Consider the following 21,125-nt stretch of genomic DNA (forward strand, 5'->3'; position numbering starts at 1 on the left):
AGCTGAAATGGGGTCGGGCCGACCGGCGGCGTGAAGGCACCATGACCTTTGGGATATGGTGTTGCCGTGAAGTGGTGCATTACTTTGCTACCACACCTGTCCACGCATCCTTCAGGGACCCGACGATGTCGCACCCAACCTTCCTGTCCGGCCGTCGCAGCGGAATCTGCGCTGCCGCACTGCTGATCTCCACCTCCCTGCTGCTGGGCGGTTGCGCCGCAGGGCCCAATTCCGAAGCCAAGGCTGCCGAGACCAAGGAGGAGAAGAAGGTCGACGCAGTCCCGGTCGAAGTGGCGGTGGCCAGCCATCGTGCCGTCGCGGCCAGCTACACCGGCACTGCCGCGCTGGAACCACGCGCCGAGTCGCAGGTGGTCGCCAAGACCTCCGGCGTGGCGCTGGCGGTGCTGGTCGAGGAAGGGCAGCGGGTCACCGCCGGCCAACCGCTGGTGCGGCTGGACCCGGATCGTGCACGGCTGGCCGTTGCGCAGAGCGAAGCGCAGATGCGCAAGCTGGAAAACAATTACCAGCGCGCACAGAAGCTGGTCGGCCAGCAGATGGTCAGCGCCGCCGATGTCGACCAGCTGCGCTACGACCTGGAAAACGTCCGTGCGCAGTACCGGCTGGCCACGCTGGAGCTGTCCTACACCACGGTGGTGGCGCCGATCTCCGGCGTGATCGCATCGCGCTCGATCAAGACCGGCAACTTCGTGCAGATCAACACGCCGATCTTCCGCATCGTCGACAACTCGCGGCTGGAAGCGACCCTCAACGTGCCCGAGCGTGAACTGGCCACCCTGCGCGCCGGCCAGCCGGTGACGCTGGCGGCCGACGCGCTGCCGGGGCAGAGCTTCACCGGCACCGTTGATCGCATCGCGCCGGTGGTGGATTCGGGCAGCGGCACGTTTCGCGTGGTCAGCGCCTTCGACGGCGCCGCACACGCGCTGCAGCCCGGCATGTTCGGTCGCATCCGCATCGACTACGACCAGCGTGCCGATGCGCTGGTCGTACCGCGCCTGGCGTTGCTCGACGACGGTGAGCCGGCGGTGTTCCGCGTGCGCGAAGGCAAGGTCGCACGCGTTCCGGTCAAGCTGGGTTACGCCGAGGGCCCGTGGGTGGAGATCCGTGATGGCCTGGCGGCCGGTGATCAGGTGGTCACCGCCGGCAAGGTCGCCCTGCGCGACGGCACCACGGTGCAGGTGATTGCCGATCCGAAGGCGAAGACGGTCGCTGCGGCCGCCAAGCCCGCAGACAAGGCCGGGAGCAAGCAATGACCGCCCCGGGCCACGACCACGGTGCCTCGCCGGCGAGCGACGGCGCCGCCGCCGGCATGCGCGGCGGCCTGGTGGAGTTTGCCACCCGCCGCCGTGTGACCATCGCCATGTGCACGGTCACGCTGCTGCTGTTCGGCCTGATCGCGCTGGGCAATCTCAAGGTCAACCTGCTGCCCGACCTGAGCTACCCGACGCTGACCGTGCGCACCGAATACACCGGTGCAGCGCCGACTGAAATCGAAACCCTGATCACCCAGCCGGTCGAAGAAGCGGTCGGCGTGGTCAAGAACCTGCGCAAGCTGAAGTCGGTCTCGCGCACCGGCCAGAGCGACGTGGTGCTGGAATTCGCCTGGGGCACCAACATGGACCAGGCCAGCCTGGAGGTGCGCGACAAGATGGAAGCGCTGAACCTGCCGCTGGAGGCCAAGGCCCCGGTGCTGCTGCGCTTCAATCCGTCAACCGAGCCGATCATGCGCCTGGTGCTGTCGAACAAGACGGCGCCGACCAGCGATGCCGATGCGGTGCGCGAGCTGACCGGCCTGCGCCGCTATGCCGATGAAGACCTCAAGAAGAAGCTGGAGCCGGTCACCGGTGTGGCGGCAGTGAAGGTGGGCGGCGGCCTGGAGGACGAGATCCAGGTCGACATCGACCAGCAGAAGCTTGCCCAGCTGAACCTGCCGATCGACACCGTCATCAAGCGCCTGAAGGACGAGAACATCAACATTTCCGGCGGCCGCCTGGAGGAGGGCTCGCAGCGCTTCCTGGTGCGTACCGTCAACCAGTTCGCCGACCTGGAGGAGATCCGCAACCTGCTGGTGACCACCCAGGCCGCCAATGGCAGCGCCGCGGACTCGGCGCTGCAGCAGATGTTCAACATCGCCGCGTCGACCGGTTCGGCGGCCGCCATCGCGGCGGCGTCGGCGGCACAGAGCGCGTCGTCCGGTGGTGGCTCCAGCGTGGTTGCCAACGGCGTGCCGGTGCGCCTGAAGGACGTGGCCACCGTGCGCCAGGGCTACAAGGAGCGCGAAGCGATCATCCGCCTGGGCGGCAAGGAATCGGTCGAGCTGGCCATCTACAAGGAAGGCGACGCCAACACCGTGTCCACCGCTGAAGCGCTGCGCAAGCGCCTGGAGCAGATCAAGGGCACGTTCCCGTCCGATGTCGAGCTGACCACCATCGAGGACCAGTCGCGCTTCATCGAGCACGCCATCGCCGACGTCAAGAAGGATGCCGTGATCGGCGGCCTGCTGGCGATCCTGATCATCTTCCTGTTCCTGCGCGATGGCTGGAGTACGTTCGTGATCAGCCTGTCGTTGCCGGTCTCGATCATCGCCACGTTCTTCTTCATGGGCCAGCTCGGCCTGAGCTTGAACGTGATGTCGCTGGGTGGCCTGGCATTGGCCACCGGCCTGGTGGTGGATGACTCGATCGTGGTGCTGGAGAGCATCGCCAAGGCCCGTGAGCGTGGCCTGGGCATCCTGCAGGCGGCGATCGCCGGCACCCGTGAAGTGAGCATGGCCGTGGTCGCCTCGACCCTGACCACCATCGCGGTGTTCCTGCCGCTGGTGTTCGTCGATGGCATCGCCGGGCAGCTGTTCCGCGACCAGGCGCTGACCGTGGCGATCGCCATCGCGATCTCGCTGCTGGTGTCGATGACCCTGATCCCGATGCTGAGCTCGCTGAAGGGGCGGCCGCCGCTGGCGTTCCCGGAAGAGGCGCCGAACGCAGCATGGCAGCCGCAGAAGCGTTGGCAGAAGCCGGTTGCACTGGGCCGCCGTGGCGTGCTCGCCAGCGTGCGCTGGAGCTTCTACGCGCTGGCCTGGCTCGTGGTGCGCCTGTGGCGCGGCGTGGTCGCGGTGGTCGGCCCGGTCATGCGCAAGGCCAGCGATCTGGCGATGAAGCCCTATGCAGGCGCCGAGCGAGGCTACCTGCGCCTGCTGCCGAGTGCGCTGGCGCATCCCGGCAAGGTGCTGGGCGTGGCAGCCATCATTTTCGTGGCGACCATGGCGCTGGTGCCGATGCTTGGCGCCGACCTGATCCCGCAGCTGGCGCAGGACCGTTTCGAAATGACGGTGAAGCTGCCGGCCGGCACGCCGCTCAAGCAGACCGATGCGCTGGTGCGCGAGCTGCAGCTGGCGCATGGCAAGGGCGAAGGCGTGGCCTCGCTGTATGGCGTCAGTGGCAGCGGCACCCGGCTGGATGCCAGCCCGACCGAAAGCGGCGAGAACATCGGCAAGCTGACCGTGGTGATGAAAGGTGGCGGCAATGCGCACACTGAAGCGGCCATCACCGAGCGCCTGCGCGGCACCATGAGCCAGCACCCGGGTGCCCAGGTCGACTTCGCGCGGCCGGCGTTGTTCAGCTTTTCCACGCCGCTGGAAATCGAACTGCGCGGGCAGGACATGGCGACCCTGGAAGTGGCCGGCCAGCGCCTGGCGGCGATGCTGCGCGGCAACGCCCACTACGCCGACGTGAAGTCGACGGTGGAAGAGGGCTTCCCGGAAATCCAGATCCGCTTCGACCAGGAGCGCGCCGGTGCGCTGGGCCTGACCACCCGCCAGATCGCCGACGTGGTGGTGAAAAAGGTGCGTGGCGACGTCGCCACCCGCTACAGCTTCCGTGACCGCAAGATCGACGTGCTGGTGCGCGCCCAGGAAGGTGACCGCGCCAGCGTGGAGAGCATCCGCCGGCTGATCGTCAATCCGGGCAGCACCCGCCCGGTGACCCTGGACGCGGTGGCCGACGTGGTCGCCACCACCGGCCCCAGCGAGATCCATCGTGCCGACCAGACCCGGGTCGCGGTGGTATCGGCCAACCTGCGCGACATCGACCTCGGCGCCGCCATGGGCGAAGTGCAGCAGATGGTGGCCGAGCAGCCGCTGGGCGCGGGTGTCGGCCTGCACATCGGCGGCCAGGGCGAGGAACTGGCGCAGGCGGCGAAGTCGCTGATCTTCGCCTTCGGCCTGGCGATCTTCCTGGTCTACCTGGTGATGGCCTCGCAGTTCGAATCCCTGCTGCACCCGTTCGTGATCCTGTTCACCATCCCGCTGGCGCTGGTCGGCGCGATCCTGGCGCTGATGCTGACCGGAAAGCCCATCTCGGTGGTGGTGTTCATCGGCCTGATCCTGCTGGTCGGCCTGGTCACCAAGAACGCGATCATCCTGATCGACAAGGTCAACCAGCTGCGCGAGGCCGGCGTGGCCAAGCATGAGGCGCTGGTGGAAGGTGCGCGCTCGCGCCTGCGGCCGATCATCATGACCACGCTGTGCACGCTGTTCGGCTTCCTGCCGCTGGCGGTGGCGATGGGCGAGGGCGCCGAAGTGCGTGCACCGATGGCGATCACCGTGATCGGTGGCCTGCTGGTGTCGACGCTGCTGACGCTGCTGGTGATCCCGGTGGTGTACGACCTGATGGATCGTCGCGGCGACGCCTACTACCGTGAGCGCGGCCGCAAGCACGCCGGTGAGGGCCTGCATGGCGACGAGGGCGGCACAGCGGGTGTGGAGGAACCGGCATGAGTGTTGCCGAGTTCTCCATCCGCCGTCCGGTCACCACCATCATGTGTTTCGTGTCGCTGGTGGTGATCGGCCTGATCGCTTCGTTCCGGCTGCCGCTGGAGGCGTTGCCGGACATCTCCGCGCCGTTCCTGTTCGTGCAGATTCCCTACACCGGCTCGACCCCGGAAGAAGTGGAACGGACCATCATCCGTCCGGTCGAGGAATCGCTGGCGACGATGACCGGCATCAAGCGCATGCGCTCGTCGGCCACCTCCGAGGCGGCGCTGATCTACATCGAGTTCAGCGACTGGGACCGCGACATCGCCATTGCCGCGTCGGACGCGCGCGAGCGTATCGACGCGATCCGCAGCGACCTGCCCGACGACCTGCAGCGCTACAACGTGTTCAAGTGGTCCAGCAGCGACCAGCCCGTGCTGAAGGTGCGGCTGGCCAGCACCACCGACCTGACCACCGCCTATGACATGCTCGATCGTGAGTTCAAGCGGCGCATCGAGCGTATTCCCGGTGTGGCCCGCGTCGATATCACCGGTGCGCCGCCGAACGAGGTGGAGATCGCCATCGATCCGAACCGGCTCAACGCGCATGGGTTGAGCATCAACGAGCTGAGCGAGCGCCTGCGCACGCTGAACTTCTCGATCTCGGCCGGGCAGATCGACGACAACGGCCAGCGCGTGCGCGTGCAGCCGGTAGGCGAGATCACCGACCTTCAGGAGATGCGCGACCTGGTGATCAACGCCAAGGGACTGCGCCTGGGTGATATCGCCGATGTCCGCCTGAAGCCGGCGCGGATGAACTACGGGCGCCGCCTGGACGGCAACCCGGCGGTGGGCCTGGACATCTTCAAGGAACGCAGCGCCAACCTGGTGGACGTTTCGCGTGCGGCGCTGGCCGAAGTCGAGGCGATCCGCGCGCAGCCGTCGATGCGCGACGTGCAGATCAAGGTGATCGACAACCAGGGCAAGGCAGTGACGTCCTCGCTGCTGGAGCTGGCCGAGGCCGGCGCGGTCGGCCTGATCCTGTCGGTCACCGTGCTGTTCTTCTTCCTGCGCCATTGGCCGTCGACGCTGATGGTGACGCTGGCCATTCCGATCTGCTTCACCATCACCCTCGGCTTCATGTACTTCGTCGGGGTGACACTCAACATCCTGACCATGATGGGCCTGCTGCTGGCCGTCGGCATGCTGGTCGACAATGCGGTGGTGGTGGTGGAGAGCATCTACCAGGAGCGCGAGCGCATGCCGGGGCAGCCACGGCTGGCCTCGATCATCGGCACCCGCAACGTGGCCATCGCGCTCAGCGCCGGCACGCTGTGCCACTGCATCGTGTTCGTGCCGAACCTGTTCGGCGAGACCAACAACATCAGCATCTTCATGGCGCAGATCGCGATCACCATCTCGGTCTCGCTGCTGGCCTCGTGGCTGGTGGCGGTCAGCCTGATCCCGATGCTGTCCGCGCGCATGGCCACGCCCAAGCTGGTGCACTCGCAGACCGGCCTGATCGCGCGCCTGCAGCGACGCTATGCGCAGCTGCTGGACTGGTCACTGCATCACCGCGGTTGGAGCCTGCTCGGCATCCTGCTGGTGGTGCTGGTCAGCCTGGTGCCGATGAAGCTGACCAAGGTCGACATGTTCGGTGGTGAGGGGGGCAAGGACATCTTCATCGGCTACATGTGGAAGGGCGCCTACACCTACCGCCAGATGTCCGAGGAAGTGGCGCGGGTGGAGAACTGGATCGACCAGAACCGCGAACGCCTGCACGTGAAGCAGGTGTATTCCTGGTACAGCGAGCAGGAAGGCAGCTCCACGGTGGTCACCCTGGACGAAGAGTACGCCAAGGACATCAAGTCGCTGCAGGAGGAACTGCGCAAGGGCCTGCCGAAGTCGGCCCGCACCGATTACTTCGTCGGCAACCAGGGCGGCGATGGCGGTGGCGGCAGCAACCAGGGCGTGCAGGTGCAGCTGGTGGGCGACTCCAGCTCGATGCTGCAGGAGATCGGCCAGGAAGTGGTGCCGTTGCTGGCGCAGCGTGCCGAGCTGCGTGACGTGCGCATCGACAACGGCGAGAAGGGCGGCGAGCTGAAGGTGCGCGTCGACCGCGAGCGTGCCGCAGCGTTCGGCTTCAATGCCGAGCAGGTGGCCAGCTTCGTCGGCCTGGCGCTGCGCGGCGCGCCGATGCGCGAGTTCCGCCGCGGTGACAACGAAGTGCCGGTGTGGGTGCGCTTTGCCGGCGCCGAGCAGAGCAGCCCGGAAGACCTGGCCGGTTTCAGCGTGCGCACCGGCGATGGCCGCAGCGTGCCGCTGCTGAGCCTGGTCACCGTGGACGTTGGTTCGTCGGCCACCCAGATCGGCCGCACCAACCGCCAGACCACGTTGACCATCAAGGCCAACCTGGCCGAGAAGGTCACCGCGCCGGACGGGCGCAAGGCGATCGAAGCCGTGCTCAAGCCGATGAACTTCCCGGCCGGCTATGGCTTCACTTTCGACGGCGGCGACTACGGCAACGACGACGAGGCCATGCAGCAGATGGTGTTCAACCTGCTGATCGCACTGGTGATGATCTACGTGGTGATGGCGGCGGTGTTCGAGTCGCTGCTGTTCCCGGCGGCGATCATGAGCGGCGTGCTGTTCTCGATCTTCGGCGTGTTCTGGCTGTTCTGGATCACCGGCACCTCGTTCGGGATCATGTCCTTCATCGGCATCCTGGTGCTGATGGGCGTGGTGGTGAACAACGGCATCGTGATGATCGAGCACATCAACAACCTGCGGCGCAGCGGCATGGGCCGCACCCAGGCGCTGGTGGAAGGCTCACGCGAACGCCTGCGCCCGATCATGATGACCATGGGCACGGCGATCCTGGCGATGATCCCGATCTCGCTGACCGATACGCAGATGTTCGGCAATGGCCCGGAGTATTCGCCGATGGCGCGTGCAATTGCGGGCGGGCTGGCGTTCTCGACGGTGGTCAGCCTGCTGTTCCTGCCGACCATCTACGCGGTGCTCGATGACCTGCGCTCGGCCGTGACGCGGTTGATCCGCCGTGCACGCGGGCTGGAGAGGATGGAGCCGGGCGCTGCCCGGTTGTAATGCGCGCCAACGTGTTGTGGTGTGGGGGAGGCCGGTCGTAGTGGGGCGGTCTCCCCCTTTTTTTCTGCTCGCCGCGTCGCGGCGTCGCCCGAGCATGGGCTCGGGCGCTACAGATTCTGTGGCCGGTTGAGAGGCTTACCCCGCCACCTTGCCCCACACCTTGAAGGTGGTCAGCCACAGGCCGAGCATGCTGCCGATGTTGGTCAGCATGAAGGTCAGCACCACGCGGGTAACGCGATTGCGGTACCAGCCCTTCAGGCTCTGCGCATCGTCGCGCAGCTTCAGGAAGTCCTCGTAGGCCGGCTTGCGCAGGCGCGCTTCCACCAGCGCCGAGAATGCGCCGGTCGGGATGCTCAGGCGGAACGGCTTGAACGGGGCCACCGCGATCGCGGTAAGAATGCTCAGCGGGTGACCGCCTGCCAGCAGGCAGCCCAGGCCCGCCAGGCCGCCGGTATACATTGCCCAGGTCGCCAGCAGCTCGGTGCCCACGCCCAGGCCGCCGCGGTAGAAGCCCACACCGATGCCGGTCGCCACGATCGCCAGGATGCCGAGCGTGAACCACGGGATGTTGCGCTTCTTCGGCACCGCCTCCAGCTCGGCGCGCAGCGGCGCCGGTGCCTCGGTATCGGTTTCCAGGTAGCGCGCCAGCCCGGCCAGGTGACCGGCACCGACCACCGCCAGCACTTCACGCTGCTGCGGGGTGTGCTCCTCGCGCAGGCGCGTGGCCATGTAACGGTCGCGCTCACCGATGATGGTCTCGTACAGCGCCGGGCTCTCGCTGGCGAACTCACCAAAGCTCGATTCCAGCATGTCGCCCTGCTTGAGCTTTTCGATCTCGTTCTCGCCCACTTCCTCGGACGAGAACAGGCCAGCGCCCAGCCCGGCAACCAGCTTCAGCTTGCCGAAGAACCCAAGCCGCTGCGACGCCCGGCGGAAGGTCAGGCCGACCTCGCGGTCGATCAGGTGCACCGGCAGGTCGCGTTCGCGCGCCAGTTCCACCGCGCGTTTCAGTTCCGCGCCCGGCTCGATGTCGAGCTGTTCGGCCAGGCGGCGCTGGTAGGCGGACAGGGCCAGGTTGGCGGCGAACAGGGCGACGCGGCCCTTGCGGATCACCTCGACCAGGTCGAGCTTGGCCAGCGTGTCCGGGTCGCTCAGTGCCTGCAGGCGCTGCGGGTCCAGTTCAACGGCCACGGCGTCGAAGCGACCGCTGTCGATGGCTTTCTCCACCGCCTCGACGCTGGCGCGGGAGACGTGGGCGGTGCCCAGCAGGGTGTAGCGCACGCCGTCGCGTTCGACGACGCGCACCGGCTGGCCGGCGAACAGGTCGTCACCGGTCTCGGGAAGGGTTTCGGTCATGGGTTCATTCATTGGAAGGTGCGGTGTCGGCGCCATCGCCGAGCGCGCGCTGCATCTGCACGGTATCCAGCCAGCGGCCATGCTTGCGGCCGAGGCCACGGAACACGCCGACCAGCTCGAAGCCGAAGCGTTCGTGCAGCTTGATTGAAGCGGTATTGGTCGGTTCGCCGATCACCGCCACCATCTGCCGGTAGCCACGCGCCACGCAGGCGTCGATCAACGCCTGCAGCAGGCCGGTGCCGACGCCCTTGCCCTGGAACGCGGCATCGACGTAGACCGAGTTCTCAACGGTCCACTGGTAGGCGACGCGGGTGCGGTAGGTGTTGGCGTAGGCATAGCCGGCCACCTGGCCGTCGATCTCGGCGACCAGGTAGGGGAAGCCGCGATCGACGATGTCACGCATGCGGCGCAGCATCTCGGTCGCGTCCGGAATGTCGTACTCGTAGGTGTTGACGAAGTCAGTCACTTCCACCGCGTAGATCGCGGTGATCGCGTCGATGTCGGCCGGGCCGGCATCACGGATGAGGACGGCCATGCGCGGGCTCCGGCTCAGTCGATGTAGCGCTTGAGCAGGTCGCCGTAGGCATCGATGCGGCGATCACGCAGGAAAGGCCAGATGCGGCGCACATGCTCGCTGCGCTGCAGGTCGACGTCGCACAGCAGCACGGTGGCCTCGGTGCCGGCCTCGGCCAGGAACTCGCCCTGCGGGCCCAGCACGTGGCTGTTGCCCCAGAACTGGATGCCCGACGCGCCCAGCGGCGAGGCCTCGTGGCCGACGCGGTTGCAGCTCAGCACCGGCAGGCCGTTGGCCACCGCATGGCCGCGATGGCTCAGCACCCAGGCGTCGCGCTGGCGGGTCTTCTCGTCCTGCACGTCGTCCGGATCCCAGCCGATCGCAGTCGGATACAGCAGCAGCTCGGCGCCGGCCAGCGCCATCAGGCGCGCCGCTTCCGGGTACCACTGGTCCCAGCACACCAGCACGCCCAGGCGGCCCACCGAGGTATCGATCGGCGTGAAGCCGATGTCGCCCGGGGTGAAGTAGAACTTCTCGTAGAAGCCCGGGTCGTCCGGGATATGCATCTTGCGGTACTTGCCGAGCAGCGTACCGTCCTTCTCGAACACCACGGCGGTGTTGTGGTACAGCCCGGCAGCGCGGCGCTCGAACAGCGAGCCGACCAGCACCACGCCATGCTGCTTCGCCAGCGCGCCCAGGCGCTCGGTGCTCGGGCCCGGAATCGGCTCGGCCAGGTCGAACTCGTCCACCGATTCGTGCTGGCAGAAGTACGGGCCGTTATGCAGTTCCTGCAGCAGCACCAGCTTGGCACCCTGCGCAGCCGCCTCGGCCACGCGTGCTTCGATCACCGCCAGGTTGGCGGCGGCATCACCGTGGTTGCGCTCCTGGATCAGGGCGACGGTAAGGGGGCTGCGCGAGTTCATGCGGGGCGTTCCTGCGGGGGAAAACCAGCATGTTAGCGCGGATGGGCGGCGACGGCGTGTCGCGCGCTGAATGGCGCAGCGGGTAGTGCCGGCCGCTGGCCGGCAATCCCGTGGATCCATCAGGCATTGCAGGGTTGCCGGCCAGCGGCCGGCACGACCGTTACGCCTTCAACAGCCCGGCCGGCAGCTGCATGGTGATGCAGTGCAGGCTGCCGTTCTGCCAGATCAGCGAGCGGCAGGGCACCTGCACGATCTCTCGGCCCGGGTGCGCCTGTGCCAGCACGTCGCGGGCCAGGTCATCGGCCGGGTCGCCATAGGCCGGCATCAGCACCGCGCCATTGACGATCAGGTAGTTGGCGTACGAGGCAGCCAGGCGACGGCCTTCGTCGATCACCGGCCGGGCCCACGGCAGCGGGAACAGGCGGTACGGCTGGCCATCCTTGGTGCGTAGCGCGGCCAGCTCATTCCCCATCGCCTGCAGTTCGGCGTAATGCGAGTCGCTCTCGTCGTCGCAGGCCTGGTAGACGATGCTGTCAGCGGAGGCGAAGCGGGCGAGGGTATCGATGTGCGCGTCGGTGTCGTCGCCTTCCAGGTAGCCGTGGTCCAGCCACAGCACGCGGTCCTGCTGCAGCCAGTCGGCCAGGTCGGCGCTCAGGCTGGCGCGGTCGCGATCTGGGTGGCGCTCGTGCAGGCACTTCCAGGTGGTCAGCAGGGTGCCTTCACCGTCGGTCTCGATGCCGCCGCCTTCCAGCGCGAACGGAATGCTGCGGACCGGCGCATCGTTGAATACGCCGGCTTGGTCGAGCACGCCCACCAGCTGGTCATCCAGGGTGGCGTCGAACTTGCCGCCCCAGCCGGTGAAGCGGAAATCCAGCAGCTGGAAGCCGCCGTCGGCACGGCGCAGGGTGATCGGGCCGGAGTCGCGCAGCCAGGTATCGTCGTAGGCCGCCGTGGTGAAGTGGACCTTGTCCATGTCGATGCGGTTGGAGCGCAGTCGCATCTCGGCGTAGGTCTCCACATCGTCGTCGGCCACGCAGATCAGCACCGGCTGGAAGCGGGTGATGGCCGCGACCAGGGCGATGTAGGTCTCTTCCACCTGGCCCAGGCGGTCAGCCCAGTCGGTATCGGCGGTGGGCCAGGCAATCAGGACGCCGCTCTGGGCTTCCCACTCGGCAGGAAAACGAAGGGTCTGGTTCATGGTCTCGCTACACAGGCCCGCCCACGGCGGGTAATGGGATCAACGGATCGGCGGTTTCGGGCCGATTTCGTTCGGGTCCGCCTGGTTGGCCACCACGTCGATCACCTTCTGCTTCTCGAAGTAGACGGTGAACTGCGGGTACACCCAGCGGTTGATGGTCGGCCATTGCCGTTTCTGCCCGCCACGCGGCTGCAGCTGCTCGCTGGGCGCGCCGAACTGCGCCTGCACCTGCTGCATGCTCTGGCCGCGCACGGGCAGGGCACCGGCCGGCTTCTCGCGGGCGCGGTCGACAAGCAGGGTATCGGCCAGTGCCGGTGTGGCGGCGGCCAGGGTGGCCATCACGGCCAGGGCGGACAGGTAACGCTTCATCTCGATCTACTCCCCAGTGGTCAAGAAAGGCGATTACAGCAAAAACGGCAGGAAAAAGCCGCATAAACAAAAAACCGCCCGAAGGCGGTTTCTTGCATCGGGTCGGCCCCGCGTAGGGCCAGCCGCAGCCGGAAGGCTGTGAGGCTTAGCGCTGACGCGCCTTGAAACGCGGGTTCGACTTGCAGATGACGAAGATCTTGCCACGACGACGCACGACCTTGCAGTCACGGTGACGGGCCTTCGCCGACTTCAGGGAGGACAGGACTTTCATGGCATACCTCGGCGTAAACAGTAGTTGTTCGGGTGGAGCGTGGCCGCGATATGCGAAAGACAATCGGCAGTTGACGCTCGTTCAAGCCCGCCATTCTACCGGGCTTTTCCTCGTGGTTTCAAGTGGTTGCACAAAAGATCCCGCTGGGGGCGTCTGGCAGGGGCTAGAATGGCCTCTTCACACGCTCTGGGACCCCCATGAATCCACTCGCTCCCGTCCTGACCATCGACGGCCCATCCGGGGCCGGCAAGGGTACCATCAGCCGCATCATCGCGCGCCGGATGGGCTGGCATTACCTGGATTCGGGCGCGCTGTACCGGGCGGTGGGCGTGGCCGCAAGCTGGGCCGACATCGATACCTCCGACGCCTCGGCGCTGGTGCGTTGCACCTTCGACACCCACGTTCAGTTTGTCGAGCAGGGCGATGCCATGCGGGTCATGGTCAACGGCACCGATGCCACCGACGAGCTGCGCCTGGAGACCACCGGTGCGCTGGCCTCGGCCATTGCCGCCATTCCCGAGGTCCGCGCTGCCCTGAAGGAGCGCCAGCGCGCATTCAGGGAGCTGCCGGGCCTGGTCGCCGACGGCCGCGACATGGGCACGGTGATCTTCCCGGACGCCTCCTACAAGGTCTTCCTGACCGCCAGTGCCGAGGAGCGCGCCGAGCGCCGGCATAAGCAGTTGAAAGACAAGGGGGTTTCTGTTAACTTTGATGACCTCCTGCGCGAGATCATGGCCCGCGACGCCCGTGATGCCCAGCGTACCGTGGCGCCCCTGAAGCCGGCAGACGATGCTGTCCTCATCGACACCACAGGCATCGGCATCGATGATGTCGTTGCCAGAGTGATGGATCTGCTTCCGGTTCCGGCTGCCTGATCCGTTCGCGCGGGAGCGCTGCCAGCAGCATCGGCGGTGGTCGCGCATAGCAGTGCTGTACCAGCTCCGTCGCGCAATGATGCGTGGCGGTTTTCCTACTACACACGACCTGCGTTTCCGGGGTCGACCAACAGGCGGGCGGTCGCCATTCCCCTGAAGGGGACGCCACCGACCCATGTGTCCAACAGAGTAAATCTAATGACCGAATCATTTGCCGAACTGTTTGAAGCCAGCCAGGCCAATCTGGCCAAGCTGAAGCCGGGCGCCATCGTCAGCGGTACCGTTGTTGAAGTCCGCGGCGACGTCGTGGTGATCAACGCTGGCCTGAAGTCCGAAGGCATCGTGCCGATCGAACAGTTCCGTAACGACGCTGGCGAAATCGACGTCGCCGAAGGCGACATCGTCAAGGTCGCCCTCGACTCGATCGAGAACGGCTTCGGCGAAACCGTCCTGTCGCGCGAGAAGGCCAAGCGCGCGATGGTGTGGGACGAGCTGGAAGAAGCGTTGGAAAAGAACGAAACCATCACCGGCCGCATCAGCGGCAAGGTCAAGGGTGGTTTCACCGTGGACATCAAGGATGTCCGCGCCTTCCTGCCGGGTTCCCTGGTCGATGTGCGCCCGGTGCGCGATCCGGCCTACCTGGAAGGCAAGGAACTCGAGTTCAAGCTCATCAAGCTGGACCGCAAGCGTAACAACGTCGTGGTCTCGCGCCGCGCTGTCGTCGAAAGCGAGCACTCGGAAGAGCGCGAGCAGCTGATGGACAAGCTGCAGGAAGGCGCGATCCTGAAGGGTGTCGTCAAGAACCTGACCGATTACGGCGCGTTCGTGGACCTGGGCGGTATCGACGGCCTGCTGCACATCACCGACATGGCGTGGAAGCGCGTGCGTCACCCGTCGGAAGTCGTGAACGTCGGCGACGAGCTGGACGTCCGCGTGCTGAAGTTCGACCGCGAGCGCAACCGCGTTTCGCTGGGCCTGAAGCAGCTGGGCGAGGATCCGTGGGACAACATCGGCCGTCGTTACCCGGCCAACAGCCGCGTCTTCGGCAAGGTCTCCAACGTCACCGATTACGGTGCGTTCGTTGAGATCGAGCCGGGCGTCGAAGGCCTGGTGCACGTCTCGGAGATGGATTGGACCAACAAGAACGTCAACCCGTCCAAGGTTGTCCAGGTTGGTGATGAAGTCGAAGTGATGGTGCTGGACGTCGATGAAGAGCGTCGCCGTATCTCGCTGGGCATGAAGCAGGTTGCCGCCAATCCGTGGGAAACCTTCGCTGCCACCCACAAGAAGGGTGACAAGGTGTCGGGCCAGATCAAGTCGATCACCGACTTCGGCATCTTCATCGGCCTGGACGGCGGCATCGACGGCCTGGTCCACCTGTCCGACATCAGCTGGAACACCACCGGCGAAGACGTCGTTCGCAACTTCAAGAAGGGCGATACCCTGGACGCCGTCGTCCTGGCTGTCGATCCGGAGCGCGAGCGCATCTCCCTGGGCGTGAAGCAGCTGGAGCAGGATCCGTTCGGCCAGTACATGGCTGCCAATCCGAAGGGCTCCAAGGTCGAAGGCGTGGTGAAGGAAGTCGACGCCAAGGGCGCGATCATCGAGCTGGCTGACGGCATCGAAGGTTACGTCTCGGCCCGCGACATCGCCAACGAGCGCGTTGACGACGCCACCCAGCACCTGAAGGTCGGCGACAAGGTCGAAGCCAAGTTCGTGGGCATGGACCGCAAGGGCCGTACCCTGCAGCTGTCGATCAAGGCCAAGGACGACGCGGAAATGCGCGAAGTGCTGGAGGAATACCAGTCCTCTTCGGCTTCCAGCGGCACCACCCAGCTGGGCGCGCTGCTGCGTGCACAGCTGAACGGCAACAAGTCCGAGTAATCGGCCTTACGCTGTTCGTTGTTTCCTGGACGGCCCGGGCATTGCCCGGGCCGTTTCAGGCTGAGATGCCCCTGATGTGAGCCGGTAATGACCAAATCCGAACTGATCGAAATCCTTGCGCGCCGCCAGGCGCACCTGAAGGCCGATGATGTCGATCTGGCGGTGAAGTCGTTGCTGGAAATGATGGGCGGATCGCTGTCCGCCGGGGATCGCATCGAAATCCGTGGATTTGGCAGCTTCTCGCTGCACTATCGTCCGCCGCGCCTGGGTCGCAACCCGAAGACCGGCGAATCGGTTGCCCTGCCGGGCAAGCATGTCCCCCATTTCAAGCCGGGCAAGGAACTGCGCGAGCGGGTCAGCAGTGTGCTGCCGCTGGACGCCGATCCGGCCTGAGCCTTCCGTCGCGCCACCGCGTGCGAATCCAGCCGCGAGTCGGATAAGCTACGGACTCCTGCCACTGGAGCTGTCGCATGAAGGTTTTTCGTCTGCTGGTCCTGCTGGCGGTACTCATTCTTGGGTTGATCATCGGTGCCATGAACATGGACGAGATGACCATCAACCTGCTGTTCACCCAGCTTAAGACCTCGGTCGGCGTGGCCATCATTGCCGCGTTGCTGATCGGCGTCATCGTTGGCGCTGGCCTGGTGCTGGTGAGCGTGGTCATTCCGCTCTACAGCCAGCTGCGCCGCGCCAACAAGTCCGCTGCCGCCACGCCGGCACCGGTTGCTTCCCCTCAATCTTTTGATGGACGCTGATCGAAGATGGATTTCGTCACCGAGTGGTTCTGGTTCTTCCTGTTCGTTCCGCTGGCCGCCCTGGCTGGGTGGGTGATCGGGCGGCGCGGTGGTCAACGCCACGGTGACAGCCAGGTCAGCCGCCTGTCGAGCACCTATTTCCGTGGCCTGAACTACCTGCTCAACGAGCAGCCGGACAAGGCCATCGAGCTGTTCCTGCACATCGCCGAGCTGGACAAGGAAACCTTCGAGACCCAGGTCGCGCTGGGCCACCTGTTCCGCCGCCGCGGCGAAGTCGACCGCGCCATCCGCCTGCACCAGGGCCTGGTCAACCGCCACGACCTCAGTGATGCACAGCGCGTGCAGGCCCTGCTGGCGCTGGGCGAGGACTACATGAAGTCCGGCCTGCTGGACCGTGCCGAGACCGTGTTCACCGAGCTGGCGCAGCTGGATCAGCGTGCACCGCAGGCACTCAAGCACCTGATCGGCATCTACCAGGCCGAGCGCGACTGGGAAAAGGCGATCGACAACGCGACCCGTTTCGAGGACGTCACCGGCGAGCCGATGGGCAAGCTGATCGGCCAGTTCGAATGCGAACTGGCCGAACGTTTCCGTGGCGCCGGCAAGCTGGAAGAAGCGAGGGCAGCGATCGCCCGCGCCTACCAGGCCGACGCGATGTCGGTGCGCGCCGGCATCATCGAGGGCCGTCTGGAAACCGACGCGGGCAATCCAGAGGCCGCCGTGCGCGCCTTCGAGCGCGCCGCGCGCAACGATCCCGAATACCTGCCGGAACTGCTGCCGGCACTGATGCAGAACTATCGCAGGGTCGGCGATCTGGCAGGTGCACGCGCGTTCCTGTCGGAGATGACCGAGCACTACCGCGGCATCGCCCCGGTACTGGCGCTGACCCGGTTGATGGAAGAGCAGGAAGGCGTGGCGCCGGCCCGTGCCTACCTCGGTCGCCAGCTCAAGGATCGCCCGTCGGTACGTGGCGAATCCGCGCTGATCGATCTGACCCTCGCCGAGGGAGCCGATTCCACCGCCACCCTGCATGACCTCAAGCACATCACCGACCAGCTGCTGGTGCGCAACCCGGCCTATCGCTGCACGCGCTGCGGCTTCGGTGCGCGTACCCACCACTGGCAGTGCCCGAGCTGCAAGGAGTGGGGAACGGTCAAGCCGCTGCTGAACTACGCGGTGCTCTGATCCATGCCCTGGCTTGTGATGGGCGCGCTGCTGGGGCTCGCCCTGCTCAGTGCGTTGCTGACCTGGGCTGCGCGGGGCTATGCACTGCGCCAGCAGTTGATGGACCAGCCGGGCGAGCGTCGCAGCCATAGCGTTGCCACCCCGCGCGGTGGCGGCATCGCCATCGTCATCAGCCTGCTGGTGACCGCCGGCGTGGCCATCTGGGCCTGGCCCGAAAGCACGCCGACGGTGCTGGTGGCCAGCCTTGGGCTGGTGCTGGTGGCCGGTATCGGCTGGTGGGACGACCACAAGCCCCTGCCGGCGATGCGTCGCCTGCTGGTGCATTTCATCGCCGCAGCGCTGTTGGCCGGCCTGGTCAAGGTGAATGGTGGCAGCTGGCTGTTGGCGGTGCTGGTGCTGCTGTTCACCGCGTCGCTGATCAACATCTGGAACTTCATGGACGGCATCAATGGCATCGCCGCCAGCCAGGCCGTTGTGGCGATGCTGGGGCTGGCGCCGGTACTGCCGTGGCCCTATTCACTGGCCGCCGTGGCGCTGGGCCTGGCCTGCCTTGGATTCCTGCCGTTCAACTTCCCTCGCGCCCGGATCTTCATGGGCGATGTTGGAAGCGGCGCGCTGGGGTATGCGGTCGCAGTGGTGCTGGCGATCGCCAGCGTGCGTACCGATATCAACTGGATCCTGCTGCTGGTACCGGTTTCGCCGTTCCTCGTGGACGCGGGCTTCACACTGCTGGCGCGCATCATTTCCGGACAACGCTGGATGGAACCCCATACCCAGCATGTCTACCAGCGCGCGGTGCAGGCAGGAGCCAGTCACCCGCAGGTGACAGGGATGTACTTTGCTTTGGGTCTGTTCAGTATTACAGTGTTCAATGTCTGCTCCAATTTGCAGCCGAGGTGGGAGGCTGTCGTGGCGATCGCGTGGTTCATCGCGCTGAGCGTCCTCTGGCTCCTCCTGCGCAATGGAATGCGCCACCGACAAGGAATTACCTGAATTATGGCTTCACCCTGGCGGGACAGAATCCTCGGCCTGATGCCGCGTTCGGCCATCGTCTGCCACGACCTCTTCATGGTCTGGGCATGCTGGCAGCTGCTCCATGCAGGGCGTTACTCGATCCTGCCCAACGCCCCGGCGCTGCCCCTGTGGAACGTCGATACCACCCTGGTCCTGCTGCTGCAGGGCCTGGTGTTCTGGCGCGTGGGCCTGTACCGCGGCCTGTGGCGGTTTGCCAGCGTCAGCGACCTGCTGAACATCTTCAAGGCCAGCTTCATCGGCATGGTGGCCATCATCCTGGTGCTGATGTGGAAGCGCTTCGACGGCGTACCCATGTCGGTGCTGGTGATCTACCCGTTCGCGCTGTCGGCACTGCTCGGCGCGCCGCGCCTGCTGTACCGCGCCTGGAAGGACTACCAGGCACTGCAGTCCGATTCCAGCGCCCGCCGCGTGCTGATCCTCGGCGCCGGCCAGGCGGCCGAGACCCTGGTGCGCGACCTGCGCCGCTCCGGCAACTTCGAGCCGGTCGGCCTGCTCGACGATGCACCGCACCTGCGTGGCGCCAAGCTGCAGGGCCTGCCGATCCTGGGCACGCTGGATGACGCGCCGACGGTGGTCCGCGAGACCGCTGCCAAGCTGCTGGTCATTGCCATGCCGTCGCTGGACGCCGCAGGCATGCAGCGCGTCGTCGCGATCTGCGAAAGCACCGGCGTGCCGTTCCGTACCGTGCCCAAGCTCAGTGACATCCTGCAGGGCCAGTCGCTGCCGGGCCAGCTGAAGGAAGTGGCGATCGAGGACCTGCTGGGGCGCAAGCCGATCATGCCGGACTGGAACCTGATCCGCGGCTGGTTGGGTGGGCGCACCGTGATGGTTACCGGCGCCGGTGGTTCGATCGGCTCGGAGCTGTGCCGCCAGTGCGCGCGGCATGGTGCCGGTCGCATCATCTTGCTGGAGATCAGCGAGCTGCTGCTGCTGACCATCGAGGGCGAGCTGCGTCGCAGCTTCCCCGATGTCGAGATCGAGGCGGTGCTGGGCGACTGCGGTGACCCGGCGGTGATCCGCCACGCGCTGTCGCTGCACCCCGTCGATACTGCTTTCCATGCGGCCGCCTACAAGCATGTACCGGTGCTGGAACGCCAGCTGCGTGAAGCAGTGCGCAACAACATCCTGGCGACCGAGAACGTCGCGCGCGCCTGCCTGGAAGCCCGCGTGGAGCATTTCGTGTTCATCTCCACCGACAAGGCGGTCGACCCGGTCAATGCGCTGGGCGCGAGCAAGCGCTACGCCGAGATGATCTGCCAGAGCCTGGACCAGAAGTCCACGCATACCCGTTTTGTCACGGTGCGCTTCGGCAACGTGCTGGCGTCGGCCGGCAGCGTGGTGCCGCTGTTCCGCGAGCAGATCCTGCGCGGTGGCCCGGTCACGGTCACCGACCCGGAAGTCAGCCGCTACTTCATGACCATTCCCGAGGCCTGCCAGCTGATCCTGCAGGCGGCCGCATCGGCGTCGCATGGTGCGATCTATACCCTCGACATGGGCGAGCCGGTGCCGATCCGCGTGCTGGCCGAACAGATGATCCGCCTGACCGGCAAGCAGCCGTACAAGGACATCCAGATCATCTATACCGGCCTGCGTCCGGGCGAGAAGCTGCACGAGACGCTGTTCTATTCGGACGAAGATTACCGCTCCACCGCGCACCCGAAGATTCTTGAAGCCGGCGTGCGTACGTTCTCGCGCGACCTGGTGCTGGGCAACGTTCCGCGCCTGCGCGAGGCGATTGCCAGCTACGACACCGCCCGCATCCAGGAAATCCTGTTTGCGACGATGCCGGAATTCTCGCCAATCGAACAGGATGCTTACATTTCATCCGCTAAAGTCGTGCCTTTTCCGGCACGTGAGGCCAACAGGCACCAATGAGCAAGCGAATTCGCAAAGCAGTTTTCCCGGTGGCAGGATTGGGGACGCGTTTTTTGCCAGCAACCAAGACTGTGCCGAAGGAGATGCTGCCGATCATTGATCGGCCGCTGATCCAGTACGCGGTGGATGAGGCGATCGAAGCCGGCTGTGACACGCTGGTGTTCATCACCAACCGCTACAAGCACGCCGTTGCCGACTATTTCGACAAGGCGTACGAGCTGGAGCAGAAGCTTGAGCGCGCTGGCAAGCAGGAGCAGCTGGAACTGATCCGGCACGTGCTCCCCAATGGTGTGCGCGCGATCTTCGTGACCCAGGCCGAGGCGCTGGGCCTCGGGCACGCGGTGCTGTGTGCCAGGTCGGTGATCGGTGACGAGCCGTTTGCCGTACTGCTGCCCGACGACCTGATCTGGAACCGCGGTGCGGGCGCGCTGAAGCAGATGGCCGACCTCAACGAAGCCAGTGGCGCCAGCGTGATCGCGGTCGAAGACGTGCCGCACGATAAGACCGCCAGTTACGGCATCGTCGCCACCGACGCGTTCGATGGCCGCAAGGGCCGTATTTCGCAGATCGTCGAGAAGCCGAAGCCGGAGGACGCGCCGAGCGACCTGGCGGTGGTGGGTCGTTACGTGCTCAGCCCGAAGATCTTCGAGCTGCTGGAACAGACCCAGACCGGTGCCGGCGGCGAGATCCAGCTGACCGATGCGATTGCCGAGCTGCTGAAGACCGAAGAAGTCGATGCCTATCGTTTCGAGGGCACCCGCTTCGACTGCGGCACGCACCTGGGTCTGGTGGAGGCGACGATCCGCTTCGCGCTGGACAACCCGAAGCTGGCTGGCCCGGCGCGGGAGAAGCTGGCGGCGATGCTGGCGGAATAAGGGTTTTATCAAGCGCTCCGTGCGGCGCCTTGATTGATACGTGGGGGAGAGGGCGGATGGCCCTCTCCAAAACACGCCAAAGCCCTTCCATGGTGCTCGATGGCGCCATCCATGGCGCCATCGAGCACCATGGAAGGG

The 21,125-nt window shown here is 65.9% G+C and carries 17 protein-coding genes; 11 read left to right on the forward strand and 6 right to left on the reverse strand.

What is annotated here, in order from left to right; all coding sequences use genetic code 11:
• Positions 1-125 precede the first annotated feature (125 nt).
• Genes VG566_RS18360 through VG566_RS18370 form a run of 3 tightly spaced genes read left to right on the forward strand, consistent with a single transcriptional unit; the run spans position 126 to position 7,872 of the window.
• Positions 126-1,271, forward strand: a complete 1,146-nt coding sequence (locus VG566_RS18360) for an efflux RND transporter periplasmic adaptor subunit (protein WP_014036886.1) — start codon at positions 126-128, stop codon at positions 1,269-1,271.
• Positions 1,268-4,789 (forward strand): efflux RND transporter permease subunit, encoded by a 3,522-nt coding sequence (locus VG566_RS18365; protein WP_423172678.1) that lies wholly within the window; start codon positions 1,268-1,270, stop codon positions 4,787-4,789. Before VG566_RS18360 ends, VG566_RS18365 begins: the two co-directional genes overlap by 4 nt.
• Complete coding sequence (locus VG566_RS18370) at positions 4,786-7,872, forward strand: efflux RND transporter permease subunit (protein ID WP_241884831.1); 3,087 nt, start codon at positions 4,786-4,788, stop codon at positions 7,870-7,872. The genes VG566_RS18365 and VG566_RS18370 overlap by 4 nt, the downstream gene beginning before the upstream one ends.
• A 135-nt stretch (positions 7,873-8,007) precedes the next feature.
• On the opposite strand, the gene VG566_RS18375 is transcribed toward VG566_RS18370, so the two are convergent.
• The 6 genes from VG566_RS18375 to ykgO all read right to left on the reverse strand — a co-directional run bounded on the left by VG566_RS18375 (position 8,008) and on the right by ykgO (position 12,503).
• Positions 8,008-9,228 carry a TraB/GumN family protein gene (locus VG566_RS18375; RefSeq protein WP_014646845.1) on the reverse strand — a complete coding sequence of 407 codons (1,221 nt, stop codon included), beginning with the start codon at positions 9,226-9,228 and terminating at the stop codon, positions 8,008-8,010.
• 4 nt (positions 9,229-9,232) lie between these two features.
• Positions 9,233-9,763: a GNAT family N-acetyltransferase gene (locus tag VG566_RS18380; RefSeq protein ID WP_049404550.1), complete on the reverse strand. Its 531-nt coding sequence runs from the start codon at positions 9,761-9,763 to the stop codon at positions 9,233-9,235.
• Between the two features lie 14 nt (positions 9,764-9,777).
• Positions 9,778-10,665: a carbon-nitrogen hydrolase gene (locus VG566_RS18385; RefSeq protein ID WP_049419256.1), complete on the reverse strand. Its 888-nt coding sequence runs from the start codon at positions 10,663-10,665 to the stop codon at positions 9,778-9,780.
• 160 nt (positions 10,666-10,825) lie between these two features.
• Complete coding sequence (locus VG566_RS18390) at positions 10,826-11,863, reverse strand: agmatine deiminase family protein (protein ID WP_032960746.1); 1,038 nt, start codon at positions 11,861-11,863, stop codon at positions 10,826-10,828.
• Between the two features lie 39 nt (positions 11,864-11,902).
• On the reverse strand, positions 11,903-12,202 hold the full coding sequence (locus tag VG566_RS18395) for a hypothetical protein (RefSeq protein ID WP_227837998.1): 300 nt from the start codon (positions 12,200-12,202) through the stop codon (positions 11,903-11,905).
• A 175-nt stretch (positions 12,203-12,377) separates the two neighbouring features.
• Positions 12,378-12,503, reverse strand: coding sequence for a type B 50S ribosomal protein L36 (gene ykgO, locus VG566_RS18400; RefSeq protein WP_005409283.1), 126 nt, complete (start codon positions 12,501-12,503; stop codon positions 12,378-12,380).
• A 197-nt stretch (positions 12,504-12,700) separates the two neighbouring features.
• Between ykgO and cmk the strand changes: the two genes are divergently transcribed.
• From cmk to galU, 8 genes are all read left to right on the forward strand, one after another.
• Positions 12,701-13,378: a (d)CMP kinase gene (gene cmk, locus VG566_RS18405; protein ID WP_014036894.1), complete on the forward strand. Its 678-nt coding sequence runs from the start codon at positions 12,701-12,703 to the stop codon at positions 13,376-13,378.
• Positions 13,379-13,576: 198 nt separating this feature from the next.
• Positions 13,577-15,262 (forward strand): 30S ribosomal protein S1, encoded by a 1,686-nt coding sequence (gene rpsA / locus VG566_RS18410; RefSeq protein WP_005416230.1) that lies wholly within the window; start codon positions 13,577-13,579, stop codon positions 15,260-15,262.
• An 87-nt stretch (positions 15,263-15,349) separates the two neighbouring features.
• Entirely contained in the window at positions 15,350-15,655 is a 306-nt protein-coding gene (locus VG566_RS18415; RefSeq protein WP_005409286.1) for an integration host factor subunit beta, read from the forward strand.
• Between the two features lie 77 nt (positions 15,656-15,732).
• Positions 15,733-16,017 (forward strand): LapA family protein, encoded by a 285-nt coding sequence (locus VG566_RS18420; RefSeq protein ID WP_014646849.1) that lies wholly within the window; start codon positions 15,733-15,735, stop codon positions 16,015-16,017.
• Positions 16,018-16,023: 6 nt separating this feature from the next.
• Complete coding sequence (gene lapB, locus VG566_RS18425) at positions 16,024-17,202, forward strand: lipopolysaccharide assembly protein LapB (protein ID WP_014646850.1); 1,179 nt, start codon at positions 16,024-16,026, stop codon at positions 17,200-17,202.
• Between the two features lie 3 nt (positions 17,203-17,205).
• Entirely contained in the window at positions 17,206-18,195 is a 990-nt protein-coding gene (locus VG566_RS18430; RefSeq protein ID WP_046430191.1) for an MraY family glycosyltransferase, read from the forward strand.
• A gap of 3 nt (positions 18,196-18,198) precedes the next feature.
• Positions 18,199-20,112 (forward strand): polysaccharide biosynthesis protein, encoded by a 1,914-nt coding sequence (locus VG566_RS18435; RefSeq protein ID WP_014646852.1) that lies wholly within the window; start codon positions 18,199-18,201, stop codon positions 20,110-20,112.
• The gene (gene galU / locus VG566_RS18440; RefSeq protein ID WP_032960751.1) at positions 20,109-20,987 is read left to right on the forward strand and encodes a UTP--glucose-1-phosphate uridylyltransferase GalU; all 879 of its coding nucleotides are present in this window, start codon (positions 20,109-20,111) and stop codon (positions 20,985-20,987) included. Before VG566_RS18435 ends, galU begins: the two co-directional genes overlap by 4 nt.
• Positions 20,988-21,125: the final 138 nt, after the last annotated feature.

The sequence above is a fragment of the Stenotrophomonas sp. CASM114 genome, from assembly GCF_049384325.1.
In the GTDB taxonomy this organism is placed as follows: domain Bacteria; phylum Pseudomonadota; class Gammaproteobacteria; order Xanthomonadales; family Xanthomonadaceae; genus Stenotrophomonas; species Stenotrophomonas muris.

Bases quoted from the DNA above. Each gene is read 5' to 3' on its own strand.
- VG566_RS18360 (WP_014036886.1), top strand. From the start codon at position 126: ATGTCGCACCCAACCTTCCTGTCCGGCCGTCGCAGCGGAATCTGCGCT.
- VG566_RS18365 (WP_423172678.1), top strand. From the start codon at position 1,268: ATGACCGCCCCGGGCCACGACCACGGTGCCTCGCCGGCGAGCGACGGC.
- VG566_RS18370 (WP_241884831.1), top strand. From the start codon at position 4,786: ATGAGTGTTGCCGAGTTCTCCATCCGCCGTCCGGTCACCACCATCATG.
- VG566_RS18375 (WP_014646845.1), bottom strand. From the start codon at position 9,228: ATGACCGAAACCCTTCCCGAGACCGGTGACGACCTGTTCGCCGGCCAG.
- VG566_RS18380 (WP_049404550.1), bottom strand. From the start codon at position 9,763: ATGGCCGTCCTCATCCGTGATGCCGGCCCGGCCGACATCGACGCGATC.
- VG566_RS18385 (WP_049419256.1), bottom strand. From the start codon at position 10,665: ATGAACTCGCGCAGCCCCCTTACCGTCGCCCTGATCCAGGAGCGCAAC.
- VG566_RS18390 (WP_032960746.1), bottom strand. From the start codon at position 11,863: ATGAACCAGACCCTTCGTTTTCCTGCCGAGTGGGAAGCCCAGAGCGGC.
- VG566_RS18395 (WP_227837998.1), bottom strand. From the start codon at position 12,202: ATGGCCACCCTGGCCGCCGCCACACCGGCACTGGCCGATACCCTGCTT.
- ykgO (WP_005409283.1), bottom strand. From the start codon at position 12,503: ATGAAAGTCCTGTCCTCCCTGAAGTCGGCGAAGGCCCGTCACCGTGAC.
- cmk (WP_014036894.1), top strand. From the start codon at position 12,701: ATGAATCCACTCGCTCCCGTCCTGACCATCGACGGCCCATCCGGGGCC.
- rpsA (WP_005416230.1), top strand. From the start codon at position 13,577: ATGACCGAATCATTTGCCGAACTGTTTGAAGCCAGCCAGGCCAATCTG.
- VG566_RS18415 (WP_005409286.1), top strand. From the start codon at position 15,350: ATGACCAAATCCGAACTGATCGAAATCCTTGCGCGCCGCCAGGCGCAC.
- VG566_RS18420 (WP_014646849.1), top strand. From the start codon at position 15,733: ATGAAGGTTTTTCGTCTGCTGGTCCTGCTGGCGGTACTCATTCTTGGG.
- lapB (WP_014646850.1), top strand. From the start codon at position 16,024: ATGGATTTCGTCACCGAGTGGTTCTGGTTCTTCCTGTTCGTTCCGCTG.
- VG566_RS18430 (WP_046430191.1), top strand. From the start codon at position 17,206: ATGCCCTGGCTTGTGATGGGCGCGCTGCTGGGGCTCGCCCTGCTCAGT.
- VG566_RS18435 (WP_014646852.1), top strand. From the start codon at position 18,199: ATGGCTTCACCCTGGCGGGACAGAATCCTCGGCCTGATGCCGCGTTCG.
- galU (WP_032960751.1), top strand. From the start codon at position 20,109: ATGAGCAAGCGAATTCGCAAAGCAGTTTTCCCGGTGGCAGGATTGGGG.